The following is a 26905-nucleotide window of genomic DNA, read 5'->3' as shown; positions in this document are numbered from 1 at the left end:
CCTCCTGCCCCTGGAGCCTGCTAGCTCTCGCCGATGTAGTCCCGGACCGCCTCGGCGAACGCGTCGCCGCGGGCGGCGTAGTCGGAGAACTGGTCCATCGACGCGCATCCCGGGGCCAGCAGCACGGTGTCACCCGTTCGGGCGACCTCGGCCGCTGCCGCGACGACGCGCCTCATCCGGTCGTCACCGACTACGTCCCCAGTCTCGGGGCTGTCCACGTCGATCACCGGCACATCGGGAGCGTGTCGCGAAAGGGCCTGCCGGATCACGTCGCGGTCGCGGCCGATGAGTACGACGGCGCGCAGGCGGTCGCCGACCGACCGGACCAAGTCGTCGAAGCTCGCGCCCTTGGCCAGTCCCCCGGCCACCCAGACGACCGGCGCGAACGCGGCCAGCGACGAGGCGGCGGCGTGGGGGTTGGTCGCCTTGGAGTCGTCGACCCAGGTGATGCCGGAGTGCTCGGCGACGACGGCGATCCGGTGGCCGTCGGGCTGGAAGGCGCGCAGCCCGTCGCGGACGGCGGCCTGGCTGACGCCGTGGGCCCGCGCGAGCGCGGCCGCGGCGAGGGCGTTGGTGACGAAGTGCGGCGCGCGGGAGGCGAGGTCCTCGAGGGTGCAGAGCTCGGCCGCGCTCGTGGACCGCTCCTCGATGAAGGCACGGTCGACCAGGATGTCGTCGACGACGCCCACCATGCCGGGGGCGGGCACGCCGAGGGTGAACCCGATCGCGCGGGCGCCCTCGACCACGTCGGCGTCCCGGACCAGCTGCTCGGTCGCGGGGTCGGCGACGTTGTAGACGCACGCCCGCTCGACGCCCTGGTAGATCCGCCCCTTGTCACGGGCGTAGTCGTCCATGGCCGACGGGCCGTCGTACCAGTCCAGGTGGTCCTCGGCGACGTTGAGGACCACGGCGCTCTCGGCGGCCATCGTGTCGGTGTAGTGCAGCTGGAAGCTGGAGAGCTCGACGGCGATCACGTCGTAGGGCTCGGGGTCCATCACGGCCTCGGTCAGCGGCAGGCCGACATTGCCGGCGGCGACGCTGCGCAGCCCGGCCGCGCGCAGGATGCTGTCGAGCATCTGGACGGTGGTGGTCTTGCCGTTGGTGCCGGTGATGCACAGCCAGGGTGCCGGGTGGTCGGGGTCGCGCAGCCGCCAGGCCAGCTCGACCTCGCCCCAGACGGGGACGCCGCGGTCGCGGGCGGCGGTGATGATCGGCGCGTCCGGACGGAAGCCGGGCGAGACCACCAGCACGTCGACGTCGTCGGGCAGGATCGAGGTGGCGCCCTCGTGGACGTCAATCCGGGCGCCGAGGACCTCGAGCAGCTCGACCCGCTCGAGGATCTTCGGGCTGACCGACTCGGCGACGGCGTGCACGTCGGCGCCGAGGTGGAGCAGGTTGTCGACGGCGGCCGCGCCGCTCGTGCCGAAGCCGGCGACGACCGCGCGGACGCCGGCCCACGAGTCCTTGCGGCCCAGGGTGGTCGGGTCGGGCCGGCTCACAGTCGCGACACCCACTCGGCGTAGAAGATGCCGAGGCCGGTGGCGACGAACAGGCCGGTGATGATCCAGAACCGGATCACGACGGTGACCTGCTCCCAGCCGAGCATCTCGAAGTGGTGGTGGATCGGCGCCATCCGGAAGATCCGCTTGCCCTTGGTCAGCTTGAAGAAGCCGACCTGCATCATCACCGACACCGTCTCGAGGACGAACAGGCCACCGAGGACCACGAGCAGCAGCTCGGTGCGGGTGAGGATCGCGAAGCCGGCGAGCGCGCTGCCCAGCGCGAGCGAACCGGTGTCGCCCATGAAGATCTTGGCCGGCGACGCGTTCCACCACAGGAAGCCGAAGCAGGCGCCGGTGATCGCCGCCGCGATGATCGCCAGGTCGAGCGGGTCCCGGACGTTGTAGCAGGTGGCGCTCGGGTCGTCCTGGCAGAACTGGTTGTTCTGCCAGATGTTCACGAGCGTGTACGCGCCGAACACCATCACCGAGGCGCCGGCCGCGAGGCCGTCGAGCCCGTCGGTGAGGTTGACCGCGTTGCTGAACCCGGCGACGAAGAGCCAGATCAGCAGGATCGCGAGGATCGTCGGCAGCACGAACCAGTCGAGCTCGCGCAGGAAGGAGACCTTCTCGCTCGCGGGCGTGCGGCCGTTCTCGTCCTCCAGCATCGGCGAGAGGGCCAGCCAGCCGAAGACCAGCGCGATGACGGTCTGGCCCGCCATCTTGGCCTTGCTGCGCAGGCCGAGGCTGCGCTGCTTGGAGATCTTGATGAAGTCGTCGAGGAAGCCGACCAGGCCCATGCCGACGAACAGGAAGAGCAGCAGGAGCGCGGACGCGCTCGGCGAGGTCAGCGTGATCAGCTTCGCCGCGAAGTAGCCGATGACGGCGGCCAGGATGATGACGACGCCGCCCATCGTGGGCGTGCCCCGCTTGGTGTGGTGGCTGGTCGGGCCGTCGTCGCGGATCTCCTGGCCGTAGCCCCACTGGGTGAAGAGGTTGATCACCACGCGGGTGCCGAGCAGGGAGATCAGCAACGCGATGCCGCCCCCGAGCAGGATGGCTCTCATGGCGTCGTCTCCTCCAGGACCTGCTCTGCTACCCATTCCAAGGCGGCGCCGCGGGACGCCTTGACGAGGACGACGTCCTCCGGTCCGGCATTCTGCCGCACCCAGGCCGCAGCTTCCTCACGGCCCGCCGTGACGATCACCTCACCCACCCCGTCGGCCGCGGTCTCGGCGATGCCGCGGGCGGCGTCGCCGACCACGACGACCACGTCGATCCCGAGCCCGGCCGCGACCGTGCCGACCGCGCGGTGGCCCGCGTCGTGCTCGGCACCGAGCTCCTTCATCTCCCCCAGCACCGCGACGGTACGACGGCCGGGGGTCGCGGCCGCGATCGCGTGGACCGCCTCCAGGGCGGCCGTCATGGAGTCGGGATTGGCGTTGTAGGCGTCGTTGACGACGACCATGCCGTCGGAGCGCTCGGTGACCTCCATCCGCCAGCGCGACGCGGCCTGCGCCTGGCCGAGCGCCTGGGCCACGGAGGGCAGCGTGAAGCCGGCGGCGATCGCCATCGCCGCCGCGGCGGCGGCGTTCTTGATCTGGTGCAGCCCGGTCTGGAGGAGCTGGACGGTGCACAGCTCGCCGTCGAGGTCGAGGGTGAAGGACGGCCGGCCGAGCCCGTCCAGGCTGGCCTCGCGCCAGCGCAGCCGACCGGTCTCGCCGAAGGTGAGCACCTGCGCCTGCGTGCGCGGCGCCATCGCGGCGACCAGCGGGTCGTCCGCGTTGAGGACGGCCGTGCCGTCCGCACCGAGCGCCTCCACGATCTCGCCCTTCGCCTGCGCGATCTGCTCGCGGCCGCCGAACTCCCCCACGTGGGCGGTGCCGACGTTGAGGACGGCCGCGATCGAGGGAGGCGCGATGCCGCACAGGTAGGCGATGTGGCCGATCCCGCGGGCGCCCATCTCGACCACCAGGTGCCGGGTCGAGGTGTCGGCGCGCAGCACGGTGAGCGGGACGCCCAGCTCGTTGTTGTTGTTGCCGGTGGTCGAGACGACGGCGTCCTCCCCCGCGAGGGTGCGCAGCACCGCCGCCAGGTAGTCCTTCGTGCCGGTCTTGCCCTGCGAGCCGGTCATCGCGTGGACCGTGACGTCGAGGCGGTCGACCACGTGGCGGGCCAGGAGGCCGAGTGCCACGACCGGGTCCTCGACCACGACGGTGGGGCGGCCGGTGGGGCGGCTGCCGAGGACCGCGTGCGCGGTGGCGGCGTACTCGTGGCCGTCGGAGCGCTCGCCGACCAGCGCGACGAAGAGCCCGTCGGGGACGGGGGTGCGGCTGTCGACGTAGGCGGGACCGGCGACGAGCAGGTCCTCGCCGTGCAGCTCACCGCCGACGACGCCGGCGATCTCGGAGAGGCGCAGCGGGATCATCGGGCGAGCACCTCGCGCACGACCTCGCGGTCGTCGAACGGGTGGACCACGCCGGCGACCTCCTGGCCGGTCTCGTGCCCCTTGCCGGCCACGACGACGACGTCGCCCGGGCCGGCGCCGTCGATGGCCCGCTCGATGGCGGTACGACGGTCGCCGACCTCGACGACCTCGGCCTGTCCGCCGCTGGTGCCGGCCAGCACCTCGGCCCGGATCGCGGCGGGGTCCTCGGAACGCGGGTTGTCGTCGGTGACGATCACCAGGTCGGCCAGCCGGGCGGCGATCTCGCCCATCACCGGCCGCTTGCCGGTGTCGCGGTCTCCCCCGGCGCCGATCACGATGACCAGCCGGCCCCTCGTGACCGGCCGCAGCGTGCGCAGCACCGCCTCGACGGCGTCGGGCTTGTGGGCGTAGTCGACGACGACGGTCAGGTCGCGCCCGGTGGGCACCCGCTCCAGGCGCCCGGGCACGCCGCCCGAGGCCGCGATGCCGTCCGCGACCGCCTGCGGGTCGAAGCCTGCCTCGGCCGCCGCCGCGATCGCGGCCAGGGCGTTCGCGACGTTGAAGTCCCCCGGCAGGGGTACGACGCCCGCGACCCGCACACCGTCCGGCCCGTGCACGGTGAACCGCGACCCGTCGGCGCCGAGCTCGACGTCGGCCACGGTCCAGTCGGCCGGACCGGCCAGGCCGTAGGTCCGGACCGGGATCGTGGCCTCGTCGACGAGGCGCCGGCCGTGCTCGTCGTCGACGCAGACCAGGCCGAGGGCGGCGTGCTCGGGCGTGAAGAGCGACGCCTTGGCGGCGAAGTAGTCCTCGACGTCGGCGTGGAAGTCGAGGTGGTCGCGGCCGAGGTTGGTGAACACGGCGACGTCGAAGCGCACGCCGTCGACGCGACCCATGACGAGCGCGTGGCTCGAGACCTCCATGGCGCAGGCGGTCACGTCGAGCTCCCGCATCCGGGCGAAGAGCCCGTGCAGGTCCGGGGCCTCGGGCGTGGTCAGCGCGGTCTTCACCTCCTCGCCGGCGATCCGCGTCCCGACGGTGCCCACGACGGCGCTGCGCACCCCGCTCGCGAGCAGGCCACCGTCGAGGAGCCGGGTGACGGTGGTCTTGCCCTGGGTGCCGGTGACGCCGATCGTGCGCAGCGCAGCGGCGGGGTGGCCGTAGACCAGAGCGGCGACGTCGCCGAGCACCGCGCGGGGATCGTCCACGACCAGCACGGGCAGACCGTGGCCGGAGGCGTCGGCGAGTCCGGTGGGGTCGGTCAGCACGGCAGCCGCACCCGCCGCGGCGGCCTGCCCGGTGAACCCCGCGCCGTGGGCGCGGGAGCCGGGCAGGGCGGCGTACAGGTCGCCGGTCTGGACGCGACGTGAGTCGAGGGTGACTCCCTGCACCTGGGTGCCGGGGAAGTCCGGGGCAAGGCCCAGCGCCCGGGCGACGTCGTCGAGCGACGTCAGGTTCGGGTGTGCGGGCCGGGTCGGCTGGCTCACCACTCGACCGGGGTCTGGTTCGGCTTGCCGCCCGTCGGCGGGACGCCGTAGCGGCGCAATGTGTAGCTCATCAGCTTCGAGAATGCCGGACCGGCGGTGCTGCCACCACCACTGCCCGGTCGCGGGCTGTGCACGACGACGTAGATCGTGAACCGCGGGTCGTCGGCCGGGGCGAATCCCGCGAAGGAGACCGTGGTGCTGCCGTCGTAGCCGCCGTTCTCGCCGACCCGCTGGGCCGTGCCGGTCTTGCCGGCGACGCGGTAGCCGGGGACGGCCGCGCCCGGCGCGACGCCCTCCTCCGGGTCGAGCACCCGCTCCATCATGAGCATCGTCTCGTGGGCGGCGTCGGCGCTGATCACCCGCGTGGTCGACGCGACGTCGCTGCCGACCTTCTGGCCCTTGTCGGTCGTCGCCTCGCCCTGCACCAGCGACGGGGCGATCCGCACGCCGCCGTTGGCGATCGTGTTGACGGCCGCGGCCATCTGGACGGCGTTGACCGACAGCGACTGCCCGAAGGCGATGCGGTCGCCGACCTGCGAGGTCCACGCGGCGCCCTGCGGCAGGAGGCCCTTCGTCTCGCCGCCGAGGCCGACGTCGGTGCGCTGGCCGAGGCCGTAGGCGGTGAGGTAGCGGCGCAGCTGGCCGTTGTGGAACTGGTCGGCCGCGAGCACGGTGCCGACGTTGGAGGACTTGGCGATGATGCCGGCGAGCGTGAGCCGGAGCATGCCGTGCTCCCAGTAGTCGCCGATCGGCCGGTCTTGGCGGTGGAGCTGGCCCGGCACCCGGAACTTCTGCTCCTTGAAGGCCAGCCCCGCGTCGACCAGCGAGCTGACGGTGAGCACCTTCTCGACGGAGCCGGGCTCGTAGACGTCGGTCAGCGCGGACGACTTGTAGAGGGAGTCGTCGTAGCGGTAGGGGTCCGAGGCGTCGTACGTCGGGTAGTCGGCCAGCGCCAGCAGGTCACCGGTGCGGCTGTCCATGATCACGGCGATCCCGGACTTGCCGGCCGCGCGGGTGACCGTCTGCTGCAGGACCCGCTGGGCGTAGAACTGCAGGTCGCGGTCGATCGTCAGGTGCAGGTTGCGGCCGTCGACCGCGGGCGTGACGGTGTTGTCGCCGAGCGGGATCTGGTTGCCGGCGCCCACCTCGTAGGTGGCCTCGCCGTCCTTGCCCGAGAGGTACTTGTTGAACGATGCCTCGAGGCCGGCGAGCGCCTGCGCCGAGCCGTCGTCCTTCGGCGTGCCGAGGAAGCCGAGCAGGTTGGCCGCGACGTCGTCGTTGGGGTAGATCCGCAGCGGGTCGCGCTCGGTGGTGAGGCCGGCGAACGGGCGGCCGTCCTCGTCCTCGAACTCCTTGCGGATGTCGGCGACGACCTTCTCGGCCTTGCTCGCCGGGACCTGCCGGGCGACGTACTGGAACCGGCTGTCCTCGACGCGCAGGCGCTCCAGGGTCTGGAAGTAGTCGATGCCGAGCCGCTTGGCCAGGACGGTCGCCAGCTGGGGCGCCACCTTCGCGGTGACCGCCGGGTCGGCGATGATCATCCGCCCGTCGACCGTCTCGGCCAGGGGCTCGCCGTTGCGGTCGAGGATCTCGCCGCGCGACGCCGGCAGCACCACGTGGTCCGACCCCTCCGCGGCAGCCATCTGCGCGTAGGAGTCCGGGTCGAGGCCCTGGAGCTGGACCAGGCGCCCGGCGAAGACCGAGAGCACGATGGCGATGAGCAGGAACCCGACCTGCATGCGCAGCTTCGGGGAGCCTCGCCGGGGACCGGTCCCGCGGCGGGTGCGGAGGGTGCTGGGTCGGCTCAACGCTCTCGTCCTGATCGGTGGCAGGGCCCGTCGCCCTCGGTCGGTCCGACCCTAGGCCGAACGCTCACCGATCTCCGGTGGGCGCGCCGTCGGTCGTGTTCTTCGGCTTGGTGCCGGCGTCCGTCCTCGCCGCGTCGACCTTCGCCGGGTTGACCTCGACGTCGGCCGGCCGCTGCAACTCCGCCGGCTTCTTCGGGCCCGGCATGTGCAGCGGGATGGCGTCGCCGCCGGAGGCCGGCACCGGCTTGCCCGTGATCCGGCCCGTCGACAGGTCGAGGACGCCGGCCGGCGTCGACGGGATCACCATGCCCATGTCCTGGGCCAGCCGGGCCAGGCGCTGCGGCTCGCGCAGCGCCTGGATGTCCATCTCGAGCGCCTCCTGCTGCGCGCCGAGGTCCGTGGCCTGGTTCTCCAGGGCAGTCGCCTTGAAGGAGGCCTGCTGCATGGAGGTGTTGAACAGCAGCAGCCCGACCACGCCCGCCAGCAGGATCACGCTGACGAAGGCGACGAAGGGCACCCGCGGGGCGCGCGTGCGTCGCGTGCGCGGCACGACCGTGAGCCGGGCCCGCTCCAGGGCGGCCTGCGCGATCCGCGGCGCAACGGACTGCAGGCGGCGGATCTGCGGTGCGGTGCTGCTCATCGGCGGGCTCCCTTGCCACGAGTGGTGCTGGACTTGCTGGACGGACGGATGCGCTCGATCGCGCGGAGGCGGACGGACGCGGCGCGGGGGTTCTCCTCGATCTCCTCCGCGTTGGCCTGCTCGGACCCCCGCGTCACGAGCCGGTACGACGGCTCGGCGCCCTCGGGCACGAAGGGCAGGTCGTCGGGGACGTCGAGCCGGGTCGCGTCGGCGAAGACGCGCTTCACCAGACGGTCCTCGAGCGAGTGGTAGGACTCGACGACCACGCGGCCCCCGACCCCGATCGCGTCGACCGCGGGCGGCATCGCGCGGCGCAGCACGCCGAGCTCGTCGTTGACCTCCATGCGCAGGGCCTGGAAGGTGCGCTTGGCCGGATGGCCGCCGGTGCGACGGGCGGGGGCGGGGATGACGTCGTACAGGAGGGCGACGAGGCGCCCGGAGGTCGTGAACGGCTCGACCGCCCGCTCCCGGACGACGGCGTCGGCGATCCGGCGCGCCATCTTCTCCTCGCCGTACTCCTTGAGGACCCGGGCCAGCTCGGCCGCGCTGTAGGTGTTGAGGACGTCGGCCGCGGTGGGGCCGGTGCTGCCCATCCGCATGTCGAGCGGGGCGTCCACCGCGTAGGCGAAGCCGCGCTCCGGCAGGTCGAGCTGCATCGACGAGACGCCGAGGTCGAAGAGCACACCGTCGACGTGGTCGAGGCCCTGGTCCTCGATGACGTCGGCGATCTCGTCGTACACCGCGAGCACGCCGGTGAAGCGGTCGCCGTACGACACCAGCCGCTCGCGGCTCATGGCCAGCGCCTGCGGGTCGCGGTCGATGCCGATGACCCGGGCGTGCGGGCACCGCTCGAGCACGGCCTCGGTGTGGCCGCCGAGGCCGAGGGTGCAGTCGACGAGCACCGTCCGCTCGCCGTCGGCGAGGCCGTCGCGCTCGAGCGCGGGCGCGAGGAGGGAGACGACCCGGTCCAGCAGGACGGGGACGTGGCGCGGGCTGCCCATGGTGGCCTCAGCGCCCCGTGGGCCCGGAGAGCAGGTGGGCGAGGACCAGCAGCAGCGCACAGCCGACGGAGACGGCCGCGGAGAAGGACATGAGGAGCAGCACCTCGCGTGCCTGCTCGCGCACGCGTGGCTGGGACCGCTGACCGGAGACCTCCGGTGCGTGCGTCCGCATCACGCTCATGGCTTCGACCCTTCGACCCTGTGTGGCACTTCTGGAGCTGCTGGAAATCGAGCGGATCCGCAGAGCCAGGTCCCTGCCCGCTCCCGTGCCCGGTGGTGTTCGGGTGCCGTCTGGTGCCGGGGAAGGTGCCCCAGAAGGCCGGGTGGCCCCGTGGTCGTGGTGACCGCCTGGTGCCGGGGAAGGTGCCCCAGGTGGTCCGACTTCGGGGTGTCGGGAGCGGGAGCGGGCTGAGACCTCGTCCTGCGGATCCGCTGTTGTGTTGTCAGTGGTGGTGCTGGCGCTGCTGGTGGGTGGCGCTGCTGGTGGGTGGTGCTCGGGCTCAGTCGTCGTCCTCGTCGAGGTCGGCGAACTCCTCCAGCGCCTCGAGCTGGAACTCGCGCCATGCGGTCGGGTTCCAGATCTCCAGCCGGTCCCGGACACCGATCACGACCACGTCGCGCTCGAGGCCCGCGTACTCCCGGAGGTGGGCCGGGATGCCGATCCGGCCCTGCTTGTCGGGCGTGCTCTCGTCGCCGCCGGCGAACAGCACCCGTGCGTAGCGCCGGGCGGCGCGGTTGGTCATCGGCCGCGCGGCCTGCCGCTCGGCCTCCTCGGCGAAGACATCGGTCGGCCACACGACCAGGCACTTGTCCTGTCCCTGTGTGACCACGAGGCCCTCCGCCAGTCGATCCCTGAACTTCGCCGGGAGGAAGAGACGGCCCTTGTCGTCGAGCTTCGGGGTGTAGGTGCCCATGAAGAGCATCGGGCCACCCCCAGCCGTCCCACCGGACTCCGCCGTTCCTCCACTTTCCCCCACAGTACTCCACTTTCCCCCACCGTCAACCACCGACGCTCCCCTTTCCGGGGCGTGTTGCTCCCCTGCGCGCCGAAAACCCGCAGGTCAGCGCCGTGGAGTGGGGTGGAGGAGCGGGGTGGAGCGAAGTGGAGGGAAAAGTGGGGAGAAGTGGAGAACCGGGGAGCGTCCGGGGACGTCAGAGGGAGCGCGTGGGTGGATCCGCTGGGTCCGGCGCGCAGCAGCCACCCGAGCCGTAGGGTTGGTCCACCGAGGGAGAGCACGACGAGGAGTTGCCGTGGAGACGCCGACCAGCCCACCGATGAGCCCGCCGCAGGGCCAGCCCGCGCCCGTCGCCCCGGCGACCTCGCCGGCCACCCCGCCGGCCACCCCGCCGGCCACCCCGCCGGCCGTCGCCGACGTCGACACCGTGGCCAGGGTCGCCGCGCAGATCCGCGCGAACGTCGAGAAGGTCATCGAGGGCAAGAGCGAGGTGGTGGGCGCCGCGATCGTCGTCCTGCTCGCCGAGGGGCACCTGCTGATCGAGGACGTCCCCGGCGTCGGCAAGACGATGCTGGCGAAGGCGCTGGCCCGCAGCATCGACTCGACGGTGCGCCGGGTGCAGTTCACCCCGGACCTGCTGCCGTCCGACATCACCGGGGTCTCGGTCTTCAACCAGTCGACCCGCGCGTTCGAGTTCCGCCCCGGCGGTGTCTTCGCGAACGTCGTGATCGGCGACGAGATCAACCGCGCCTCGCCGAAGACCCAGTCGGCGCTCCTCGAGTGCATGGGCGAGCGCCAGGTCACCGTCGACAACGTGACCTACCAGCTCGAGTCGCCCTTCATGGTGATCGCGACCCAGAACCCCGTCGAGATGGAGGGCACCTATCCCCTGCCCGAGGCGCAGCGCGACCGCTTCATGGCCCGGGTGTCGATCGGCTACCCGGTGCCGGCGGCCGAGATCGCGATGCTGTCCAACCACGGCACCGTCAACCCGCTGGACGACCTCGAGCCGGTCACCAACAGCGCCGAGGTCCGCAAGCTGTGCACCATCGTCTCGCAGGTCCACGTGTCCGACGCCGTGCAGCGCTACGCCGTCTCGCTCACGGCCGCGACGCGCAACAACCCCGAGCTGCTGCTGGGCGCCTCGCCCCGCGCGACGCTCCACCTGGTGCGCGCGGCCAAGGCCCGCGCGGCGCTCCACCGTCGCGACTTCGTGCTGCCGGACGACGTACGCGCCCTGCTCGGGATGGTCCTGGCCCACCGCCTGCTGCCCAGCGCGGAGGCCGCCGTCGGCGGCCGCGGTGCGGCGTCGATCCTCGAGGGCATCGCGGCCCAGGTCCCCGTGCCCGAACCGTCCGCCTGACCACCCCTCCCCCATGCTGCGTTCCGCGCTCTCGTCGCTGACCCTCCGCGGCCGGGCCTTCGTCGCCGCCGGCGTCACGGCGATCGCGTGTGCCGTCGTGTTCGGGCAGGAGTCGCTGACCCGGGTCGGCGTCCTGGTGGTGGCCCTGCCGCTGGTCGCCGCGCTGGTGGTCAGCCGTCGTCGCCACGACCCGACGGTGTCCCGCACGGTGTGGCCGCGCCTGCTCCGTGCCGGCGAGTCGGCGCGCATCGACCTGGCGATCTCCAGCGACCGGCGCCGCGCGGACGGACCTCTCCTCGTCGAGGACACCCTCCCCTACGCCCTCGGCAGCCGCCCCCGGTTCGTCCTCCAGGGCCTCGGCCAGCAGTGGGAGCGCACCGTCCACTACCCGGTCCGCTCCGACATCCGCGGCCGCTTCGAGGTCGGCCCCCTGACGGTGCGGATCACCGATCCCTTCGGCCTCGTCGAGCGGCGCCGCCAGATCGGCGGTACCGCCGAGCTCGTCGTGACGCCCCGCGTCCTGCCGCTCCCGGCGATCCCGCTGTCCGGCGGCTGGCAGGGCGCCGGTGAGCACCGGCCGCAGGCCTTCGCGTCGGGATCGGCGGAGGACGTGAGCGTGCGCGAGTACCGCCGCGGCGACGACCTGCGGCGCGTCCACTGGCGCAGCTCGGCCCGCATCGGCGACCTGATGGTCCGCCGCGAGGAGCAGCCCTGGGAGGCCCACGCCACGGTGCTGATCGACAACCGCCAGTACGCGCACCGCGGCCAGGGACCCGCCTCGAGCTTCGAGTCGGCCGTCGTCGCGGCGGCGTCGGTCGTCGTCCACCTCGAGAAGCACGGGTACGCCGTCCAGCTGGCCACCGCGACCGGGGCGGCCGCCGACGGGTCGGAGCAGGCGCTGCGGGCGCTCGCGGTCCTGGACCTGACCGCGGCGCCCACCCTCGACACCGGCTGGTCGGGCGACCAGGCCCGTGGCGGTGTCGTCGTCGCGGTCCTGGGCGCCCACGTCGCCGGCGACACCAAGGCCCTGCGCCGGATCCGCCACGACGCGGGTGCCGCGCTCGCCGTCGCGCTGGACGTGGAGCAGTGGTCGGCCGCGCGGACGAGCAACGGTCCGGCAGCGGCAGCGGCACCCCTGCTCGCGATCGGCTGGCGCGCGGCGGGGGTCGGCCCGCGCGACCGGCTCGACGCCGCGTGGCGGGACCTCGGACGTGCCCCGTCGCGGGGAGGGATGCGGCCGTGAACGCTCCGCGGAACCCGTCCTCCCTCCCCTCCACGCTCCTGCTCGGCACCGTCGCCCTGCTGACCACGTGGGTCGCGCTGACCGCGTGGCAGGGCTTCGTGACCGAGCCGGGCTCCTATCTCGGCCGGGTCGCGGCGGCCGGGGCCGTCGTCGTCCTCCTCGGCGCCGTGCTGCGGTGGCGAGCGGCTCCGCGCCTGGTGACGATCGGCGTCCAGGTCCTCGCCGCCGCGCTCGTCGTGGCATGGCAGATCACCGGATCACCGGTCCCGTCCGGCGGCACGCTCGCCGAGGTCGGGAACGCCCTGTCGACCGCCGTCGACTCGGCGCGCACCTACAGCGCGCCGATCAGTCCCCGCGTGCCCCCGCTGTGGCCACTGCTGCTCGTCTGCGGCGTGGCCTTCGTCGTCATCGTCGACGCCGTCGCGTGCACGTTCCGGCGCGTGCCCGGCGCGGGCCTGGCCCTGCTGGCGATCTACTCGGTGCCCAGCGGCCTGCTCGACCAGGGCCCCGGATGGGGCAGCTTCGTGCTCGCCGCCACCGGGTTCCTCCTCCTGCTGCACCTCGACGCCCGCGAGTCGCTCCAGCGCTGGGGGCGCTCCCTCGGCCCGGACGACGCCTCGCCGTGGGGGCACGGCAACCCGGTTCGGGAGGCCGCCCGCGCCGGTGCCGGCCTGATCGGCGTGACCGCCACCGTGCTCGCCCTCGTCATCCCGGCCTTCGTCCCCGTCCTCGGGACCGACTTCTTCGACCTCGGTGGAGGCGACGGGAGCGGCGACATCCGGATCCGCAAGCCGATCGCCGACATGCGCCGCGACCTCGAGCGCGGTGAGGACGTGCCGATGGTGCAGGTCCACACCGACGACCCCGACCCGTCGTACCTCCGCATCTCGGTGCTCAACCGCTTCACCGGCGTGGAGTGGAGCAGCGGCGACCGCGACGTCGCCCAGGAGAACACCGCGAGCGGTGCCCTGCCCGAGCCGGCCGGGCTGGCCTCGTCGGTGCCACGGACGCAGTACGACTACCGCGTGCAGATCAACGACCACCTCGACTCGACCTGGCTGCCGACCCAGTTCCCGGCCGCCGCGGTCCAGGCCGAGGGCGACTGGCGCTTCGATCCCACCACGATGGACTTCCTGGCCGCCGACGACGACCTCGACACCCGCGGCATGGACTACACGATGACGGCCCTCGAGCCCGACTACGGCACGGACGGACGCTACTTCCGCGACCCTGCCGGCGGGTCCGTTCCCGACGAGCTCCTCGAGCTCCCTTCCGGGGTCCCCACGCTGGTGCGCGACCTCGCGCGCAGCGTGACCGCCCCCGCGACCAACGACTACGAGCGCGCCGTCATCCTGCAGCGCTTCTTCCGCGAGACCGGTGGCTTCACCTACGACCTGCGCGCCGCGCCGAACGGCACGGGCAATGGCACGCTGGAGGACTTCCTCGCGCCCAGCGGACGGGTCGGCTACTGCGAGCAGTTCGCGTCGGCCATGGCGGTGATGGCGCGGATCCTCGGCATCCCGGCGCGGGTCGCGGTCGGCTTCCTCGAGCCCGACCCGATCGGCGACGGCGTCTTCGAGTACAGCAGCCACGACCTGCACGCTTGGCCCGAGCTCTACTTCGCCGGCGCCGGCTGGGTCCGCTTCGAGCCGACGCCGTCGGGCCGCGTCGAGTCGGTGCCCGACTACAGCGACGTCTCCGCGCCGGGCTCCGGCCCCGAGAACACCGACGCCGCCACCAGCCAGTCCGCGTCCAGCGGCGGCACCGCGACGGTCGCGCCGAACACCGCCGCCTCGAAGCCCACCGAGCCCCCCGGCGCCACCGCCGACGACTCCGCCGGCGGCGCGAGCCACACCGGCCGCAACCTCGCCGTCGGCGGCGGCCTGCTCGTGCTGGTGCTCCTGGTGGCCGGGCTGGTCCTCGGGCCGCGCTCGGTCCGGAAGACCGCACGGCGGTCCCGGCTCGGCGGCGGCCCCGACGAGCTCTGGGCCGAGCTGCGCGCGACGTCCCTCGACCTCGACCTGCCGTGGCCCGACGGCCGATCGCCGCGGGAGATCGGCACCGTCCTGGTCGACCACCTCGCCGATCCCGACGCGGAGCCCCTCGAGCGCCCACGCACCGGACCGGACGTCGCGCCGCAGGCGGCCGACGCCCTCGAGCGACTGGTCGACGCCGTCGAACGGACCCGCTACGCCCGGCCCGGCTCCCCCGCCGCGGTGGCCGTGGCCGAGCGGTCCGCGACCGAGGCCGACGCCGCGCTGGTCGTCGCGTCCCTCACGGCCGGCGTCACCCCGCGCGCCCGCCGGCGCGCCCAGTGGCTCCCGCGCTCGGTGTGGAGGCCTCTGCGCGTGAGCCTGCGAACGCGCAGGTGAAGGCCGAAGGTTGAGGAGCGTCGGCTCAGACCCGAGCACAGCGAGGGACTGAGGGACGCGTCTCGAAACCCGCGGACGTGGTGCAGCTCGTCATGCACACAGGAGCGCCGGTGCACGTCGGGCGTCTCGTGACGGTCGCTGCGCGACCTCCTCGACGACCGGCTCAGAAGCCGCCGCGCTCGCGGCGGCGGCGCCAACGCGCCTGGAGGGTGTCCATGAACCCGGAGGACGACCGCCCGCCACGGGTACGACGCCCGCGGCCTCCGTCGATGACGCCGAACCCGGACGGGTGGGCAGCGACGTGGGGCTCCGCGCCGCCGGCACGCTGGCCGCGCAGCGCGGACAGCAGCACGGTGGCGGAGCCCAGCATCACGACGAACCCGGCGACGCCGACGGGCCAGTAGCCGCTGACCGCGCCGCCCATCATCACCGCGACACCGGCGGCGAAGGCGACGCCGGCGAGGATCGCGCGGCGGCGGGCCGCCAGGCGCTGGGTCGTCCCGCGAAGGGTCGAGGCGAACTTCGGGTCCTCCTCGCTGAGGGCGCGCTCCATCTGCTCGAGCAGGCGAAGCTCCTCTTCTGAGAGTGGCACCGTTTCCTCCGACGAACGTGGACTGTTCTCCAAGTGTAGGCAGGCGAATCCGCAGGGGGTAGGCCGTCCCTCGAAATTGTGGCCATCCGGTGATCAGCGGATGGCCTGAACAGGCCATCCGGGTGGCCGCGGGGCTGAGTCGGCGGCCGCGAGGAGGCTCGCTCGCCGCACCGCCGAGGAGCCGAACCGGTCCGCGGCCTGGTCGACGGCGCGGTCGGCGTCGGGCCAGCCGGGGTCGCGCTCGCCCAGCGCCAGCTGCCGGGAGTCGCCGTCGCGGACGCGCCGCAGCCCCTCGACCCGGACGCCGAGGAGTCGCACGGAGGGCCGCCGGGGCGCCAACGCGTCGAGCAGCGCGTCCAGCAGGGCCACGGCCGTGTCGTAGACCTCCTGGGTGACGTCGGTCGGCTCGGCCAGGGTGCGCGAGCGGTTGACGGTCGTGAAGTCGCTGAACCGCACGGTCAGGGCGACGGTGCGACCGACCCGGCCGGCACCACGGACCCGGGCCGTGACGCGGGAGGCGAGGCGGAGCAGCTCGCGGTGCAGGCGGGCGCGGTCGGTCAGGTCGACGGCCAGCGTGTGCTGCGAGCCCATGCTCCCCTCGGGCTCGCCCTCCCCGAACCCGAACACGCCGGCACCGCCCGGGCGCAGCTCGGAGCGGTCGGTGCCCCAGACCAGCGTGTGCAGGTGTGCGCCGAGGTGGCCGCCGAGCATCCGGCGCAGCTGGTCGGGCTCGATCGCGGCGACGTCTCCCACGGTGACCAGGCCGAGGCGGTGCAGCCGCTGCCGGGTGGCCTCGCCGACGCCGTACAGGACACCGACGTCGAGGGGGTGCACCTCGGCGACGAAGCGGTCGGGCGGGATGACACGCACGCCGTCGGGCTTCGCGAGGCGGCTGCCGAGCTTGGCGACGGACACCGTGGCGGCGATGCCGACCGAGCAGGTGATGCCGTGCTCGGCGCGGATGCGGGAGCGCAGTCGCTCGGCGATCGCCTCGGGCGAGCCGAACAGCCGGCCGGCGCCGCGCACGTCGAGGAAGGCCTCGTCGAGCGAGGTCACCTCGACCACCGGGGTGACCGTCCGGAAGGTCTCCATGATCGCCTTCGAGACGGGCGTCAGGAGGGTGAAGTCGGGCGGCAGGGTGACCGCGTCGGGGCACAGCCGGTGGGCCTCGACGCCGGACATCCCGGAGCGTACGCCGAAGCGCCGGGCCGGGTAGTTGGCCGACAGCACGACGCCGCGGTGCCCACCGCCGACCACGACCGGGACGTCGTGCAGCTCGGGGCGGTCGCGGATCATCACCGACGCGTAGAACGCGTCCATGTCGACGTGCAGGATCGGGCAGGGGGGTGGGCCGGTCATGGGTCGGCCCCGGCCCCGGCGTCAGGAACGCGTGGCGAGGACGTGCAGCTGGGTCGCGAGCGGGAGGTACTCCTCGCGGGCCGCCACCGCCCGCTCCAGGTCGACGAGGGCCGCGGCCGCGCCGGGCTCGAGGTCGACGAGGGCGGCCGGGACGAGGTCGGCGAAGACCCGGACCCCGTGGACCGTGGTGGGGACGAACCCGGCCGTGGTGAGCAGGGCCTCGAGCTCGCCGGCCGTGAACCGCCGGCCCGTGCGGCCGTCCACCGGCTCCTGGTCGTCGAGCAGGCCGCGCGCCTGCTGGAAGTGGCCGGCCATCGCCCGGGCCAGCACCGCGGCGTGTCGCTGGCCGACGACGAGGCTGAGCAGGCCGCCGGGCCGCAGGACCTCGCCGATCCGCGCGAGGGCGAGCGCCGGGTCGACGACCTCGAGGACCCCGTGGCAGAGCACCACGTCGGCCGAGCCCGCACCGACGACGTCGACCAGGTCCGTGACGTCTCCCTGGAGGCCCGTGACCTCGAGGTCGACCTCCTGCGCGCGGCGGGCGAGCGCGGCGAGGGCGTCGGGACTCGGGTCGACGACGCGCACCCGGTGCCCGGACTCGGCCAGCCGTACGGCGAACCCGCCGGTCCCGCCGCCGAGGTCCACCACGTCCCGCGGGCCGCCGGCGAGGGCGGCCTCGAGGGCGTCCCAGACGACGGCTGTCCGCACCGAACCGCGCTGCTCGCGAGAGGCCATGCGCTGAACACTAGTCGCCGCCCTCGAGGGTCAGCCCGCCGCCCGGCCGAGGACCTGCACGCTGATCGCGGCGTGCGGGGCCAGGCCGAGGGACTGCTCGACGAGCGCGAGGAACCGGTCGGCGTCACGGACCAGGTCGTCGGCCTCGCGCTCGGAGACCGCACGGGTCGAGCCGGCCTCGGCCGCGGCTCGCTTGGCCGCTCCTGCCGCGAAGAAGGTCGCCCACTCCCCCATCTCCGGAGCCACCTCCGCCAGCAGGACCCAGGCGTTCTTCTGCGCCCGGCGCCGGGGGCCGGCCGGCCGCGCGCGGGCCGAGAGCAGCGCGGCCGCGGCCCGCAGGGCCGCCACGTGGGCACAGGCGTAGCGCGTCGCGACGTCGCCGGCGGCGACGGCCTCGCTCAGCGACTCGGCGGAGCGGAGCAGGTAGTTGTGCGTGGTCGCGGGCAGGGTGTCCGGACCGATCGGGAACGACGGGGCCACGGTGATCTCCTTCGAGTGTCGTTCGAACATGTGTTCGAACGATTCGAAGGTACACCCGCCCTCCGACGCAACGTCAAGCGTCCGGCGAGCCGTCCAGGGGCCCGAGGCCCCGCACGTAGGCACGGCTCTGCGGGTGCCACAGGAAGACCAGGGTCACCGAGCAGATCACCGCGCCGGCGATCGCCGCCCAGTCGACGAGCCGGGGCGGGTCGGTGCGCACCGTCGCGACCGTCACGAGGAAGACACCCACCACGAGCGCGGCCAGCGCGTGGCGCGCCCAGTTGTGGCCGGTGCGGAAGAGGGCGATCAGCGTCGCTGCCAGGAGCGCCGTGACGGCGTACAGCACGAGGATGACCGGCACGAACTCGACCGGCTGGACGGTGCTGTCGCCGACCTGCATGGGCGACCAGACCGCCCCGAGGTCGTCCCGCTTGACCACCACCATCACGCACACGGCGAGGCCTGCGGCCACCAGGGACCACAGCAGCCAGCACGCGACTTCGACCGCCGGTGGTCGCTTGGTCATCGGTTCCTCCTGCATCGACGTGCACGGACCCGACCTCGATAGGGTCTCCCCCATGTCGGCCGAGCATCCCTCGATCGCCCACTTCCGCGCGGAGCACCAGCACCGCGGCGGCCGGGGCGAGATCGTCATTCTGCCCGACTCGGTCCACACCGCCGCACTGGCCGCCGAGGCACTCGGCTGCGCCGTCGGGGCGATCGCCAACAGTCTGCTCTTCGACGCCGACGGATCCCCGGTCCTCATCCTCACGTCGGGCGACCACCGGGTCGACACGGCGCTGGCCGCCGAGCGGATCGGGCGCGGCCCGCTGCGCCGCGCCAGCCCCGACTTCGTCCGCCAGCACACCGGACAGGTCATCGGCGGCGTGTCCCCCATCGCCCACCCGGCGCCCCTGCCGACCTACCTCGACGGCTGGCTGGCCCGTCACGACGTCGTCTGGGCCGCGGCCGGGCACCCGGCGGCGGTCTTCTCGACGTCGTACGACGAGCTGCTCGCCCTGACCGGCGCCACGCCGATCGAGGTGGAGTAGCCGTGGCACGCATCGTCGTCGTCGGCGGCGGCCTCGGCGGCCTGGCCGCCGCGGCCCGGCTGGGCAAGCAGGGCCACGAGGTCGCACTGCTGGAGGCGTCGCACCAGCTCGGCGGCGCGCTGGCGCCCGTCGAGCAGGAGGGCTACCGGTGGGACGGCGGCCCGGCGAGCACGCTCGTCCCTGCCGCGCTGCGCGACCTGTTCCGCAAGTCCGGGCGCCCGCTGGAGAAGGACCTCGGCCTCGAGCTCGAGCCGCTGCCAGTGCTGCGCGAGCACCGCTTCGCCGACCGTACGTCGGTGCGGCTGCCGGGCGGCTCGCGGGCCGACCAGATCGCGGCGTTCGAGGAGCTCGGCGCGGGCCTCGGCGAGGTCTGGGCCCGCCACGTCGACATCTACGCCGCCGTGTGGGACGTGCTGCGGCGCAACTACGTCGAGGCACCCGCCCGGCCCGCCGACCGGCGCAGCCTGCCGAAGGAGCTCGACGACCTCTTCAACATCCGCGAGACGCTGTTCAAGCGGCTGCGGCACGACTTCCGCGACGAGCGCCTCGCCCTGGTCGCCGGCCACCTCGCGACCGCCGAGGGCCACGACCTGCGCAACGTCCCCTCGTGGGTCGGCGTGGGCTCCTACCTGGAGCAGACCTTCGGCGGTTGGCAGGTCCCCGGCGGGATGGGCCGGATCGTCGAGCTGCTGGAGTCGCGGCTCGCACTGCGCGAGGTCGCCGTGCGCACCGGCGTGGAGGTCACCGACATCGTCGTGCAGGACGGCCGTGCGGTGGCGGTCCGCACCAGCGAGGGCGACGCCGACGCCGATGTCGTCGTGGTCGCGGTCGACCCGCGACGCCTGCCGGCCCTGGCGTCGTACGTCGAGCGGACGATGCCGGCCATCCCGCCGGTCGTCTCGCACCTGGGCCTCGCCGGCGACGTGCCCCCGCTGACGCACGAGATCGTCTTCAACGCCGAGCCGATGATCGTCGTCCGACCCGGTGTCGCCGCCCCGGACGGCGGCACCGCGTGGACCCTGCACGGCCGCGGCAAGATCGCCGAGGACATGGTCGCGGCACTGGCCCGGCACGGCCTTGACGTGCGCGACAACATCGTCACCCGCATCGACCTGAGCCCGCGCGACCTCGTGCAGCGGTGGCGGGGCTCGCCGATGGGCGTGCTGTGGCAGGGCCGTGGCACGGTCCGCGCGCGGATCGGCCCGGAGACGCCGGTCGCCGGCGTCTACCTCGCCGGCGCCCACGGCGCACCCGGCGCGGGGGTGCCGTTCGTGACGCAGTCGGCGGCGCTGGTCGCGGGCCTCGTCGGACCGGCCTGACCCCTCCCGCGGTCAGACGGTGATCTGCAGCGCCTCGAAGATCTCGAGCGTCGCCTTCGACCGGTTCAGCGTGTAGAAGTGCAGCCCGGGCGCGCCGCCCGCGAGCAGCTCGTCGCACAGCTCGGCCGCGATCCGGATGCCCTCGGCCCGGACGGCGGCCGGGTCGCCGTCGTACGCACTGATCCGCTCGACGATCTCGTCGGGCACGCTCGTGCCGATCAGCTCGCCCTGGCGGCGGATGGCGCTGAGGTTCAGGATCGGCATGATGCCCGGCAGGATCGGGATGTCGACGCCGCGCTCACGGACCCGCTCGACGAGGCCGAAGTAGTCGGACGCGCGGAAGAACATCTGCGTGACGGCGAACTCGGCGCCGGCCCTGGCCTTGGCGACCAGCACGTCGGCGTCGTGGTCGAGCGACTCGGCCGAGGGGTGGCCCTCGGGGAAGGCGGCGACGCCGACCCGGAAGCTGCCGCGGGCACGGGCCAGCTCGACCAGCTCGATCGCGTAGTTGAGGCCGCCCTCGGTGGGCGTCCAGTCGGCGCGCGGGCCCTCGTGCGGGTCGCCGCGCAGGGCGAGCACGTGGGCGACGCCCTCGGCGTCGTAGGCGTCGAGGATGCCCTCGAGCTCCTCGCGGGTGTGGCCGACGCAGGTCAGGTGGGCCAACGGGATCAGTGAGGTCTCCCGGGCGATGCGGCCCGTGATCGCGACCGTCTTGTCGCGGGTGCTGCCGCCGGCGCCGTAGGTGACCGAGACGAAGGTCGGCTGGTAGGGCTCGAGCGCCCGGATCGCGTCCCACAGCTGGGCCTCGCCCGCCTCGTCCTTCGGGGGGAAGAACTCGAACGAGAACGAGCGGCCACCCTCGCGGATCAGCTCCCCGAGCGAACGCCCTGCACCAGTCGTCATGGGCCGGAGTCTAGGTGGGCGGAGCGGCCCGGACCCGGGCATCTCGTCAGGTGTGACGCCTCACTACTCTGTGCGGGTGACTGAGCAGCGGTGGGACCCGACCTCGTTCCGGGCGGAGGTCCAGGCCGCGCTCGACACCTTCCTCGCCGAGCAGACCGTCCGGCTGGCACCGCTCGGCGCCGACGCCGCGCGCCTGCTGACCGAGGCCCGCGCCACGGTCTCGGGCGGCAAGCGCTTCCGCGCGGCCTTCTGCCAGTGGGGGTACGCCGCCGTCGCGGGCGTGCCCACCGGTGACGACGCCGCCGCGGTGCTGCGGGCGTCGGCCGCGCTGGAGCTGCTGCACGCCAGTGCCCTCGTCCACGACGACCTGATGGACGCCTCCGACACCCGCCGCGGCCGCGCCGCCACCCACCGCGGCTTCGAGGCCGAGCACCGCGCCGACGGCTGGCGCGGCGACCCGGTGCAGTACGGCGCCGCGGCCGCCATCCTCCTCGGCGACCTGCTGCTGTCGTGGGCCGACGAGCTGGTCCGCCGCTGCGGGCTGGGCTGGGACCGGGTCGGACCCGCCCTCGACGTCTTCGACCTGTGCCGCTCGGAGGTCATCGCCGGGCAGTTCCTCGACGTCTCCGTGCAGGCGCGCGGGCGCGCGTCGGTCGACCAGGCCACGACGGTGCTGCGCTACAAGTCGGCCAAGTACTCCATCGAGCGCCCGCTCCACGTCGGCGCGGCCCTCGCCGGCGCGGGCGCGGCGACGCTCGAGCGGCTGACCTCCTTCGGGCTCCCGCTCGGCGAGGCCTTCCAGCTGCGCGACGACCTGCTCGGCGTCTTCGGCGACCCGGCGACGACCGGGAAGCCGGCCGGCGACGACCTCGTCGAGGGCAAGCGCACGGTCCTGGTGGCGCTGGCGCTCGACGCCGCCGCACCGGCCGACGCGGCCCGGCTCGACGCGGCCCTCGGCACCGCGCTCACCGAGGCGGAGATCGAGGAGCTGCGCGCGATCATCGACGGCAGCGGCGCGCGGGCCCGGGTCGAGACCATGATCGACGACCTGGCGACGCAGGCGGTCGGCGCGCTGCGGGCGGGCCAGGCCGACGAGGGCTGGGACCCCGGCGCCTGCCAGGTGCTGGAGCAGCTCGCCACCGCGGCGACCCGACGCACCCGCTGAGCCTGCGGCCCGCTGGACCTGCTGACCCGGACCGGTCTCAGCGACGGCCGAGCACGGCGAACATGGTGACGGCCATGAACGCCTCACCCGCCTCCTGGGCGGTCCGGATGTCCGCCAGCAGCGCGTCGCCCTCGGCCTGCGTGACCGCGCCCGCGCCGACCGCCTCCTCCAGCGTCTTCCCCACGAGCACCAGCAGCGCGCCCGTCGGCGGGATGACCGCCGTGGCGGCGATGTCGGGGTCGACCGTCAGGCCGGCCCGGGCGAACTGCCCCGGCAGGTGCCGGCCGGCGTGCGGGTTCGGCGAGCGCGCGTCGCGGAAGTCCGCGAGCCGTCGTACGACGTCCGGGTCGCCGGGCGTCTGCACCGCCGTTCCCCAGTCGGAGTCGATCACCACCACCCGTCCGCCCGGCCGCAGCACCCGGGCGAACTCGCGCACCGCGCCCGCTGGGTCGGTCAGGTGCTGGAAGACCCGCTCGCAGCGGATCACGTCGACGCTGGCGTCCTCGAAGGGCAGGGCCGTCGCCTCCGCGTCGACGAAGGTGGCGCCGGTGCCGGCCGACCGCTCCTCGGCGACCGCCCGCAGGCCGGCGTGCGGCTCGATGCCGACCGCCCGCCCCGACTCCCCCACCGCGGCGGCCAGTCGCCGCACCTCGGCACCGGTGCCGCTGCCGACGTCGACGGCCGTCTCACCCGGCTGGGGAGCAAGCGCCGCCAGCGCCCAGTCACGGAGCCGGATGACGCCCGGCAGGGACTCCTGCATGTCGAGGACGAAGACCTGCCCCGCGGTGTCCGCGGCGGCGTCCGCGGCGACATTGCCGCGGTGGAACGACGTCGCCGTCAGCCCGGCCAGCGCATCGGTGTCGGCCATGAGCCGAAACTAGCCACGCGCCGCGGGGTTGGCCATGGCCCGACCGGGTGGTCCTCACCCCAGCAGGGGTACGACGCCCTCCGGCCCCGGTCCGCGCAGGAGGACCTCCACGGGCGGGTCACCGTCCGCACGGGTCCCGAGCAGGTCGACGAGCACGGCGAACCGACGCGGCTCGGCGTGCGCGACGCCGCCCCACGCGTCCCAGAGCAGGACCGTCGGCGCGGCGAGGTCGCGCAGGCAGTCGTTGAGCGCGTCGAGGTTGTGCCCGTAGTGGTCGGGGAAGGCGAGCGCCTCGCCGATCCCCCGCAGCACATCGGCGACCGTGTCGAGGCCCGCGCCGTCGACGTACCCGAACGCCCAGCCGGCGTGCTCGACGGCGTGCCTCACGTCGGCCACGTCCAGCGCGGAGTCCCACCGGTGCACGCCCGGGGGGTGCCGGCCGGCCAGGACGGCAGCGAGCCCGCTCATCGCCTGATCCTCTCGAAGGACTCGTAGTGGTCCTCGGTCCAGTAGAGCTCTCCCCCGTCGCCGGCGATGATCCGCCGGGCGCCACGGTGGTCGAGGCCGGGGGTCTCGACGGTGTACTCCGCGTAGTAGCCGCGCTCGCGGTCCGGCAGCACGCCCTCGAAGTTGCCGAAGGTGGAGCCGTCCTTGCCGGGGTACGGGAACGGGCCGCCCGCGTCGATCAGCCCGACCGTGTCGGCCGCCTCGGGAGGCAGGTCGGCCAGGTCGACGTACGGGATGCCGTCCTCGTCGGCGCCGCCCTCGGCCCCGTCGTCGGTCGGGGTGGACTCCGCCGTCCGGGAAGGAGCGGAGGAAGGAGTCGAGGAAGGTGTCCGCGAGGGCGTCGAGCTCGACGACGCCCGGTCCTGGGCCCGCGAGCCCCCGTCGTCGTCGCCCTGCGACTGGATCCACCACACGGCGACCAGCAGCAGCACGCTGGCGACGGTCGAGAGGACCTGCGTGGTCCGCTTCCCGAGGCGCGGCACCGGACCCTCAGAACCCGAGGGCCTGCGCGCGGCGCTTGACCTCGGCGCCGCGGTTCTCGTGGAGCGCGTCGATCGGACGTCCGGGCAGGTCGGCGTCGAGGAAGATCCACGCGATGCACTCGCGGTCGTCGAAGCCCTGGTCGTGGAGCAGGGTCAGCAGGCCGGGAAGTCCCTTCACCGGCTCGCCGTCGACGAGGAACAGCGCCGGGATGCCCTGCTTGACGCCCTGACCGGGCTGCCCCGGCACCGCGGCGGCGAGCTGGTGGTCGCGCACCATGGTGCGCACCTTGGCCGGCGTCACCCCGATCAGCTCGGCTGCCTGGTCCCAGTCCAGCCACTCCTCGACGAGGGCGGAGAGGTCCTGGTCGGCCAGCGGTACGTCGTTCATGGGGCCATCTTCCACGACGAAGGGCACCAAGATCACACCGGCGTGGCCACCGGGCCGGCGTGGTGGTGCGCCGTACGATGGCGGCTCCGGCCACTTCCCCGGCCGGACCAGAGGAGCCTGCACAGGAGGGTCGCTGTGCACGACGACAAGCGTGCCCGCGGCGAGAGCGCCGCGCGCCCCGGCGACCCCTCGGGCAGCCCGCGCACCGAGGACCACCAGTTCGGGCGGCTGCTCGACGGCCGCTACCGGATCGGCTCGCGGATCGCGCGCGGCGGCATGGCCAGCGTCTACGAGGCCGTCGACACCCGCCTCGACCGGACCGTCGCGGTCAAGGTCATGCACCCCGGGCTCGGCGACGCGACCACCCAGGACGACTCGTTCGCCCGCCGCTTCGTCCGGGAGGCCAAGTCGGCGGCCGGGCTGTCGCACCCCAACGTGGTGGCGGTCTACGACCAGGGACGTGACGAGAGCGGCGACGGCACGACGTACCTGGTCATGGAGTACGTCCCCGGCCACACCCTGCGCGACACGATCACCAAGGAAGCGCCGATGTCGCCCGAGCGGGCGCTGGCGATCCTCGACCCCGTGCTCTCCGCGCTCGGCGCCGCGCACCGGGCCGGGCTGATCCACCGCGACGTCAAGCCGGAGAACGTCCTGATCGCCGACGACGGGCGGATCAAGGTCGCGGACTTCGGACTGGCCAAGGCGGTCAGCGCGGAGACCCAGCACACCGCCACCAACGGCGTCCTCATCGGCACCGTCTCCTATCTCGCCCCCGAGCTGGTCGTCGAGCAGCGGGCCGACGCCCGCGCCGACGTGTACGCCGTCGGCGTGCTCCTCTTCGAGCTGCTGACCGGCACCAAGCCGCACACCGGCGAGACGCCGATCGCGGTCGCCTACCGCCACGTGCACCACGACGTCCCGGCGCCGTCGTCGGTCGTGCCGGGCATCCCCGACTACGTGGACGCGCTCGTCGCGCGTGCCACGACGCGCGACCCGAGCCTGCGCCCCTCGGACGCGACCGTGCTGCTGCACCACGTGCGCCGGGTCGTCCACGCGTTGCACGACGGCGTCCGCTCCGACCCCGAGCTGGTCGACGACCTGCTGCCGCCGGCACGACCGACCGGCGCCGACGAGGTCGGGTCGGACACCACGCCCGAGCCGGTGAGCTCGCTGTGGGAGGGCACGCCCGACCTGCTGCCGGAGCCCCGGCGGCAGCCGCGGGAGCCCGACTTCGGCGGCGAGCGGACCTCGGTCATCGCCGCGCCCGCCTCGCCTCCCCCGCCGTCGCGCCCGGCGCCCTCGCGGCCGGTGCCGGCGGAGGGCGGTCGCCCGGTGCGCGAGCGCAGCCGCCGCGGCCTCGTACTCGCGCTGGTCCTGGTGCTCCTCGTGGGCGGCCTGGCCGCCGGCGGCTACTGGTTCGGCTGGGGCCGCTACACCTCGACCCCCGGCGTGGTCGGTCTCGAGCAGGCGGCGGCGGAGACCAAGCTGGACGACGCCGGGCTCGGCGCCGAGGTCGAGCAGGTCTACTCCGACAGCGTCGAGCCGGGCGTCGTCGTGTCGACCGACCCCGGGCCGGGCGACCGGATCCTGCCCGGCGACGAGGTCACCCTCACCGTCTCGAAGGGCCCCGAGGTCTACGACGTCCCCGACCTCGCCGGCCTGACCGTCGAGGAGGCCGAGGACAGGCTGGCCGAGGTGAAGATGGTCCTCGGACGCCAGGTCCCGCGCTACTCCGAGACGGTGCCGAAGGGCCAGATCGTCCGCAGCAGCCCCGCGTTCGGCTCCAAGGAGTCGAAGGCGCTGCCCGTCGACACGGCCGTCGCCGTCGTCGTCAGCAAGGGCAAGCAGCCCATCAAGGTCGGCGACTGGGTCGGCAAGGACGCCGAGAAGCTCGAGAAGTCCCTCGAGGCGAAGGGCCTGCAGGTCAAGGTCACCGACACCGAGTACAGCGACGACATCCCCGAGGGTCGGGTCATCAGCCACACGCCGAAGTCGGGCGTCGTCTACAAGGGCGACGAGATCGGGCTCGTCGTGTCGAAGGGCCCCGAGCTGGTCACCGTGCCCTCGGTCCGCTACCTGTCGACCGACGACGCCGTCGAGAAGCTCGAGGACCTTGGGTTCAAGGTGAAGAAGGAGCGGGCGACGATCTACCTCTCCGGCAACGTCGCCTGGGACACCAGCCCCGGCTCGGGGACCCGCGCCCGCAAGGGCAGCACGATCACCCTGTACGTCGTCTAGCCGCAGCCGAGACCCGC

At 73.8% G+C, this 26905-nt stretch carries 26 protein-coding genes; 7 read left to right on the top strand and 19 right to left on the bottom strand.

Features of this window, described 5'->3' with window-relative positions; translation table 11 throughout:
• Positions 1 to 20: 20 nt before the first annotated feature.
• The 9 genes from murD to mraZ form a co-directional block, all read right to left on the bottom strand.
• On the bottom strand, positions 21 to 1514 hold the full coding sequence (gene murD / locus AC2YHB_RS04600; protein ID WP_308645650.1) for a UDP-N-acetylmuramoyl-L-alanine--D-glutamate ligase: 1494 nt from the start codon (positions 1512 to 1514) through the stop codon (positions 21 to 23).
• On the bottom strand, positions 1496 to 2566 hold the full coding sequence (gene mraY / locus AC2YHB_RS04595) for a phospho-N-acetylmuramoyl-pentapeptide-transferase (RefSeq protein ID WP_036542376.1): 1071 nt from the start codon (positions 2564 to 2566) through the stop codon (positions 1496 to 1498). The genes murD and mraY overlap by 19 nt, the downstream gene beginning before the upstream one ends.
• Positions 2563 to 3927, bottom strand: a complete 1365-nt coding sequence (locus AC2YHB_RS04590; RefSeq protein ID WP_179650846.1) for a UDP-N-acetylmuramoyl-tripeptide--D-alanyl-D-alanine ligase — start codon at positions 3925 to 3927, stop codon at positions 2563 to 2565. Before AC2YHB_RS04590 ends, mraY begins: the two co-directional genes overlap by 4 nt.
• Positions 3924 to 5414, bottom strand: coding sequence for a UDP-N-acetylmuramoyl-L-alanyl-D-glutamate--2,6-diaminopimelate ligase (locus AC2YHB_RS04585; RefSeq protein ID WP_487353557.1), 1491 nt, complete (start codon positions 5412 to 5414; stop codon positions 3924 to 3926). The genes AC2YHB_RS04590 and AC2YHB_RS04585 overlap by 4 nt, the downstream gene beginning before the upstream one ends.
• Positions 5411 to 7222 carry a peptidoglycan D,D-transpeptidase FtsI family protein gene (locus AC2YHB_RS04580; RefSeq protein ID WP_242530618.1) on the bottom strand — a complete coding sequence of 604 codons (1812 nt, stop codon included), beginning with the start codon at positions 7220 to 7222 and terminating at the stop codon, positions 5411 to 5413. The genes AC2YHB_RS04585 and AC2YHB_RS04580 overlap by 4 nt, the downstream gene beginning before the upstream one ends.
• Before the next feature lie 64 nt (positions 7223 to 7286).
• Entirely contained in the window at positions 7287 to 7862 is a 576-nt protein-coding gene (ftsL, locus tag AC2YHB_RS04575) for a cell division protein FtsL (protein WP_179650842.1), read from the bottom strand.
• Complete coding sequence (rsmH, locus tag AC2YHB_RS04570; RefSeq protein ID WP_179650840.1) at positions 7859 to 8863, bottom strand: 16S rRNA (cytosine(1402)-N(4))-methyltransferase RsmH; 1005 nt, start codon at positions 8861 to 8863, stop codon at positions 7859 to 7861. Before rsmH ends, ftsL begins: the two co-directional genes overlap by 4 nt.
• A gap of 7 nt (positions 8864 to 8870) precedes the next feature.
• Positions 8871 to 9044 carry a hypothetical protein gene (locus AC2YHB_RS04565; protein ID WP_179650839.1) on the bottom strand — a complete coding sequence of 58 codons (174 nt, stop codon included), beginning with the start codon at positions 9042 to 9044 and terminating at the stop codon, positions 8871 to 8873.
• 319 nt (positions 9045 to 9363) lie between these two features.
• The gene (gene mraZ, locus AC2YHB_RS04560; RefSeq protein WP_036542364.1) at positions 9364 to 9786 is read right to left on the bottom strand and encodes a division/cell wall cluster transcriptional repressor MraZ; all 423 of its coding nucleotides are present in this window, start codon (positions 9784 to 9786) and stop codon (positions 9364 to 9366) included.
• Between the two features lie 352 nt (positions 9787 to 10138).
• On the opposite strand from mraZ, the gene AC2YHB_RS04555 reads away from it, so the two are divergent.
• From AC2YHB_RS04555 to AC2YHB_RS04545, 3 genes are read left to right on the top strand one after another with little or no spacing between them, the layout of a single operon-like run.
• Positions 10139 to 11182: an AAA family ATPase gene (locus AC2YHB_RS04555; RefSeq protein WP_179652520.1), complete on the top strand. Its 1044-nt coding sequence runs from the start codon at positions 10139 to 10141 to the stop codon at positions 11180 to 11182.
• Between the two features lie 13 nt (positions 11183 to 11195).
• Complete coding sequence (locus AC2YHB_RS04550; protein ID WP_257026937.1) at positions 11196 to 12425, top strand: DUF58 domain-containing protein; 1230 nt, start codon at positions 11196 to 11198, stop codon at positions 12423 to 12425.
• Complete coding sequence (locus AC2YHB_RS04545; RefSeq protein ID WP_487353556.1) at positions 12422 to 14797, top strand: transglutaminase TgpA family protein; 2376 nt, start codon at positions 12422 to 12424, stop codon at positions 14795 to 14797. The genes AC2YHB_RS04550 and AC2YHB_RS04545 overlap by 4 nt, the downstream gene beginning before the upstream one ends.
• A 163-nt stretch (positions 14798 to 14960) precedes the next feature.
• On the opposite strand, the gene AC2YHB_RS04540 is transcribed toward AC2YHB_RS04545, so the two are convergent.
• From AC2YHB_RS04540 to AC2YHB_RS04520, 5 genes are all read right to left on the bottom strand, one after another.
• Entirely contained in the window at positions 14961 to 15389 is a 429-nt protein-coding gene (locus tag AC2YHB_RS04540) for a DUF3040 domain-containing protein (protein ID WP_036542353.1), read from the bottom strand.
• A gap of 93 nt (positions 15390 to 15482) precedes the next feature.
• Positions 15483 to 16748 (bottom strand): DNA polymerase IV, encoded by a 1266-nt coding sequence (gene dinB / locus AC2YHB_RS04535; protein WP_218864761.1) that lies wholly within the window; start codon positions 16746 to 16748, stop codon positions 15483 to 15485.
• Positions 16749 to 16769: 21 nt separating this feature from the next.
• Positions 16770 to 17483 (bottom strand): methyltransferase domain-containing protein, encoded by a 714-nt coding sequence (locus tag AC2YHB_RS04530; RefSeq protein ID WP_179650835.1) that lies wholly within the window; start codon positions 17481 to 17483, stop codon positions 16770 to 16772.
• 30 nt (positions 17484 to 17513) lie between these two features.
• Positions 17514 to 17993: an SAV_6107 family HEPN domain-containing protein gene (locus AC2YHB_RS04525; protein ID WP_179650833.1), complete on the bottom strand. Its 480-nt coding sequence runs from the start codon at positions 17991 to 17993 to the stop codon at positions 17514 to 17516.
• A gap of 43 nt (positions 17994 to 18036) precedes the next feature.
• The gene (locus tag AC2YHB_RS04520) at positions 18037 to 18489 is read right to left on the bottom strand and encodes a hypothetical protein (RefSeq protein ID WP_036542347.1); all 453 of its coding nucleotides are present in this window, start codon (positions 18487 to 18489) and stop codon (positions 18037 to 18039) included.
• Positions 18490 to 18541: 52 nt separating this feature from the next.
• Here AC2YHB_RS04520 and AC2YHB_RS04515 point away from each other — a divergent pair, with 52 nt between their 5' ends.
• Together AC2YHB_RS04515 and AC2YHB_RS04510 are read left to right on the top strand one after the other, a co-directional pair.
• A complete protein-coding gene (locus tag AC2YHB_RS04515) occupies positions 18542 to 19015 on the top strand; it encodes a YbaK/EbsC family protein (RefSeq protein ID WP_036542344.1) in 474 nt (157 codons plus the stop codon).
• A 2-nt stretch (positions 19016 to 19017) separates the two neighbouring features.
• Positions 19018 to 20334 carry a phytoene desaturase family protein gene (locus AC2YHB_RS04510; RefSeq protein ID WP_036542341.1) on the top strand — a complete coding sequence of 439 codons (1317 nt, stop codon included), beginning with the start codon at positions 19018 to 19020 and terminating at the stop codon, positions 20332 to 20334.
• A gap of 12 nt (positions 20335 to 20346) precedes the next feature.
• On the opposite strand, the gene metF is transcribed toward AC2YHB_RS04510, so the two are convergent.
• Complete coding sequence (metF, locus tag AC2YHB_RS04505) at positions 20347 to 21237, bottom strand: methylenetetrahydrofolate reductase [NAD(P)H] (protein ID WP_036542330.1); 891 nt, start codon at positions 21235 to 21237, stop codon at positions 20347 to 20349.
• A gap of 76 nt (positions 21238 to 21313) precedes the next feature.
• On the opposite strand from metF, the gene AC2YHB_RS04500 reads away from it, so the two are divergent.
• Positions 21314 to 22402 (top strand): polyprenyl synthetase family protein, encoded by a 1089-nt coding sequence (locus AC2YHB_RS04500; protein WP_308645648.1) that lies wholly within the window; start codon positions 21314 to 21316, stop codon positions 22400 to 22402.
• A 37-nt stretch (positions 22403 to 22439) separates the two neighbouring features.
• On the opposite strand, the gene AC2YHB_RS04495 is transcribed toward AC2YHB_RS04500, so the two are convergent.
• Genes AC2YHB_RS04495 through AC2YHB_RS04480 form a run of 4 tightly spaced genes read right to left on the bottom strand, consistent with a single transcriptional unit; the run spans position 22440 to position 24647 of the window.
• Positions 22440 to 23270, bottom strand: a complete 831-nt coding sequence (locus tag AC2YHB_RS04495) for a methyltransferase domain-containing protein (protein ID WP_179650829.1) — start codon at positions 23268 to 23270, stop codon at positions 22440 to 22442.
• A gap of 54 nt (positions 23271 to 23324) precedes the next feature.
• Complete coding sequence (locus AC2YHB_RS04490) at positions 23325 to 23738, bottom strand: barstar family protein (RefSeq protein WP_179650827.1); 414 nt, start codon at positions 23736 to 23738, stop codon at positions 23325 to 23327.
• Positions 23735 to 24259 carry a guanyl-specific ribonuclease gene (locus AC2YHB_RS04485; protein WP_308645647.1) on the bottom strand — a complete coding sequence of 175 codons (525 nt, stop codon included), beginning with the start codon at positions 24257 to 24259 and terminating at the stop codon, positions 23735 to 23737. The genes AC2YHB_RS04490 and AC2YHB_RS04485 overlap by 4 nt, the downstream gene beginning before the upstream one ends.
• Before the next feature lie 7 nt (positions 24260 to 24266).
• The gene (locus AC2YHB_RS04480) at positions 24267 to 24647 is read right to left on the bottom strand and encodes an Rv2175c family DNA-binding protein (protein WP_051931777.1); all 381 of its coding nucleotides are present in this window, start codon (positions 24645 to 24647) and stop codon (positions 24267 to 24269) included.
• Between the two features lie 135 nt (positions 24648 to 24782).
• On the opposite strand from AC2YHB_RS04480, the gene pknB reads away from it, so the two are divergent.
• On the top strand, positions 24783 to 26888 hold the full coding sequence (gene pknB, locus AC2YHB_RS04475; protein ID WP_308645646.1) for a Stk1 family PASTA domain-containing Ser/Thr kinase: 2106 nt from the start codon (positions 24783 to 24785) through the stop codon (positions 26886 to 26888).
• Positions 26889 to 26905: the final 17 nt, after the last annotated feature.

This window comes from Nocardioides sp. SRI_004, from assembly GCF_057586415.1.
This window is presented reverse-complemented; position numbering and strand designations above follow the sequence as displayed.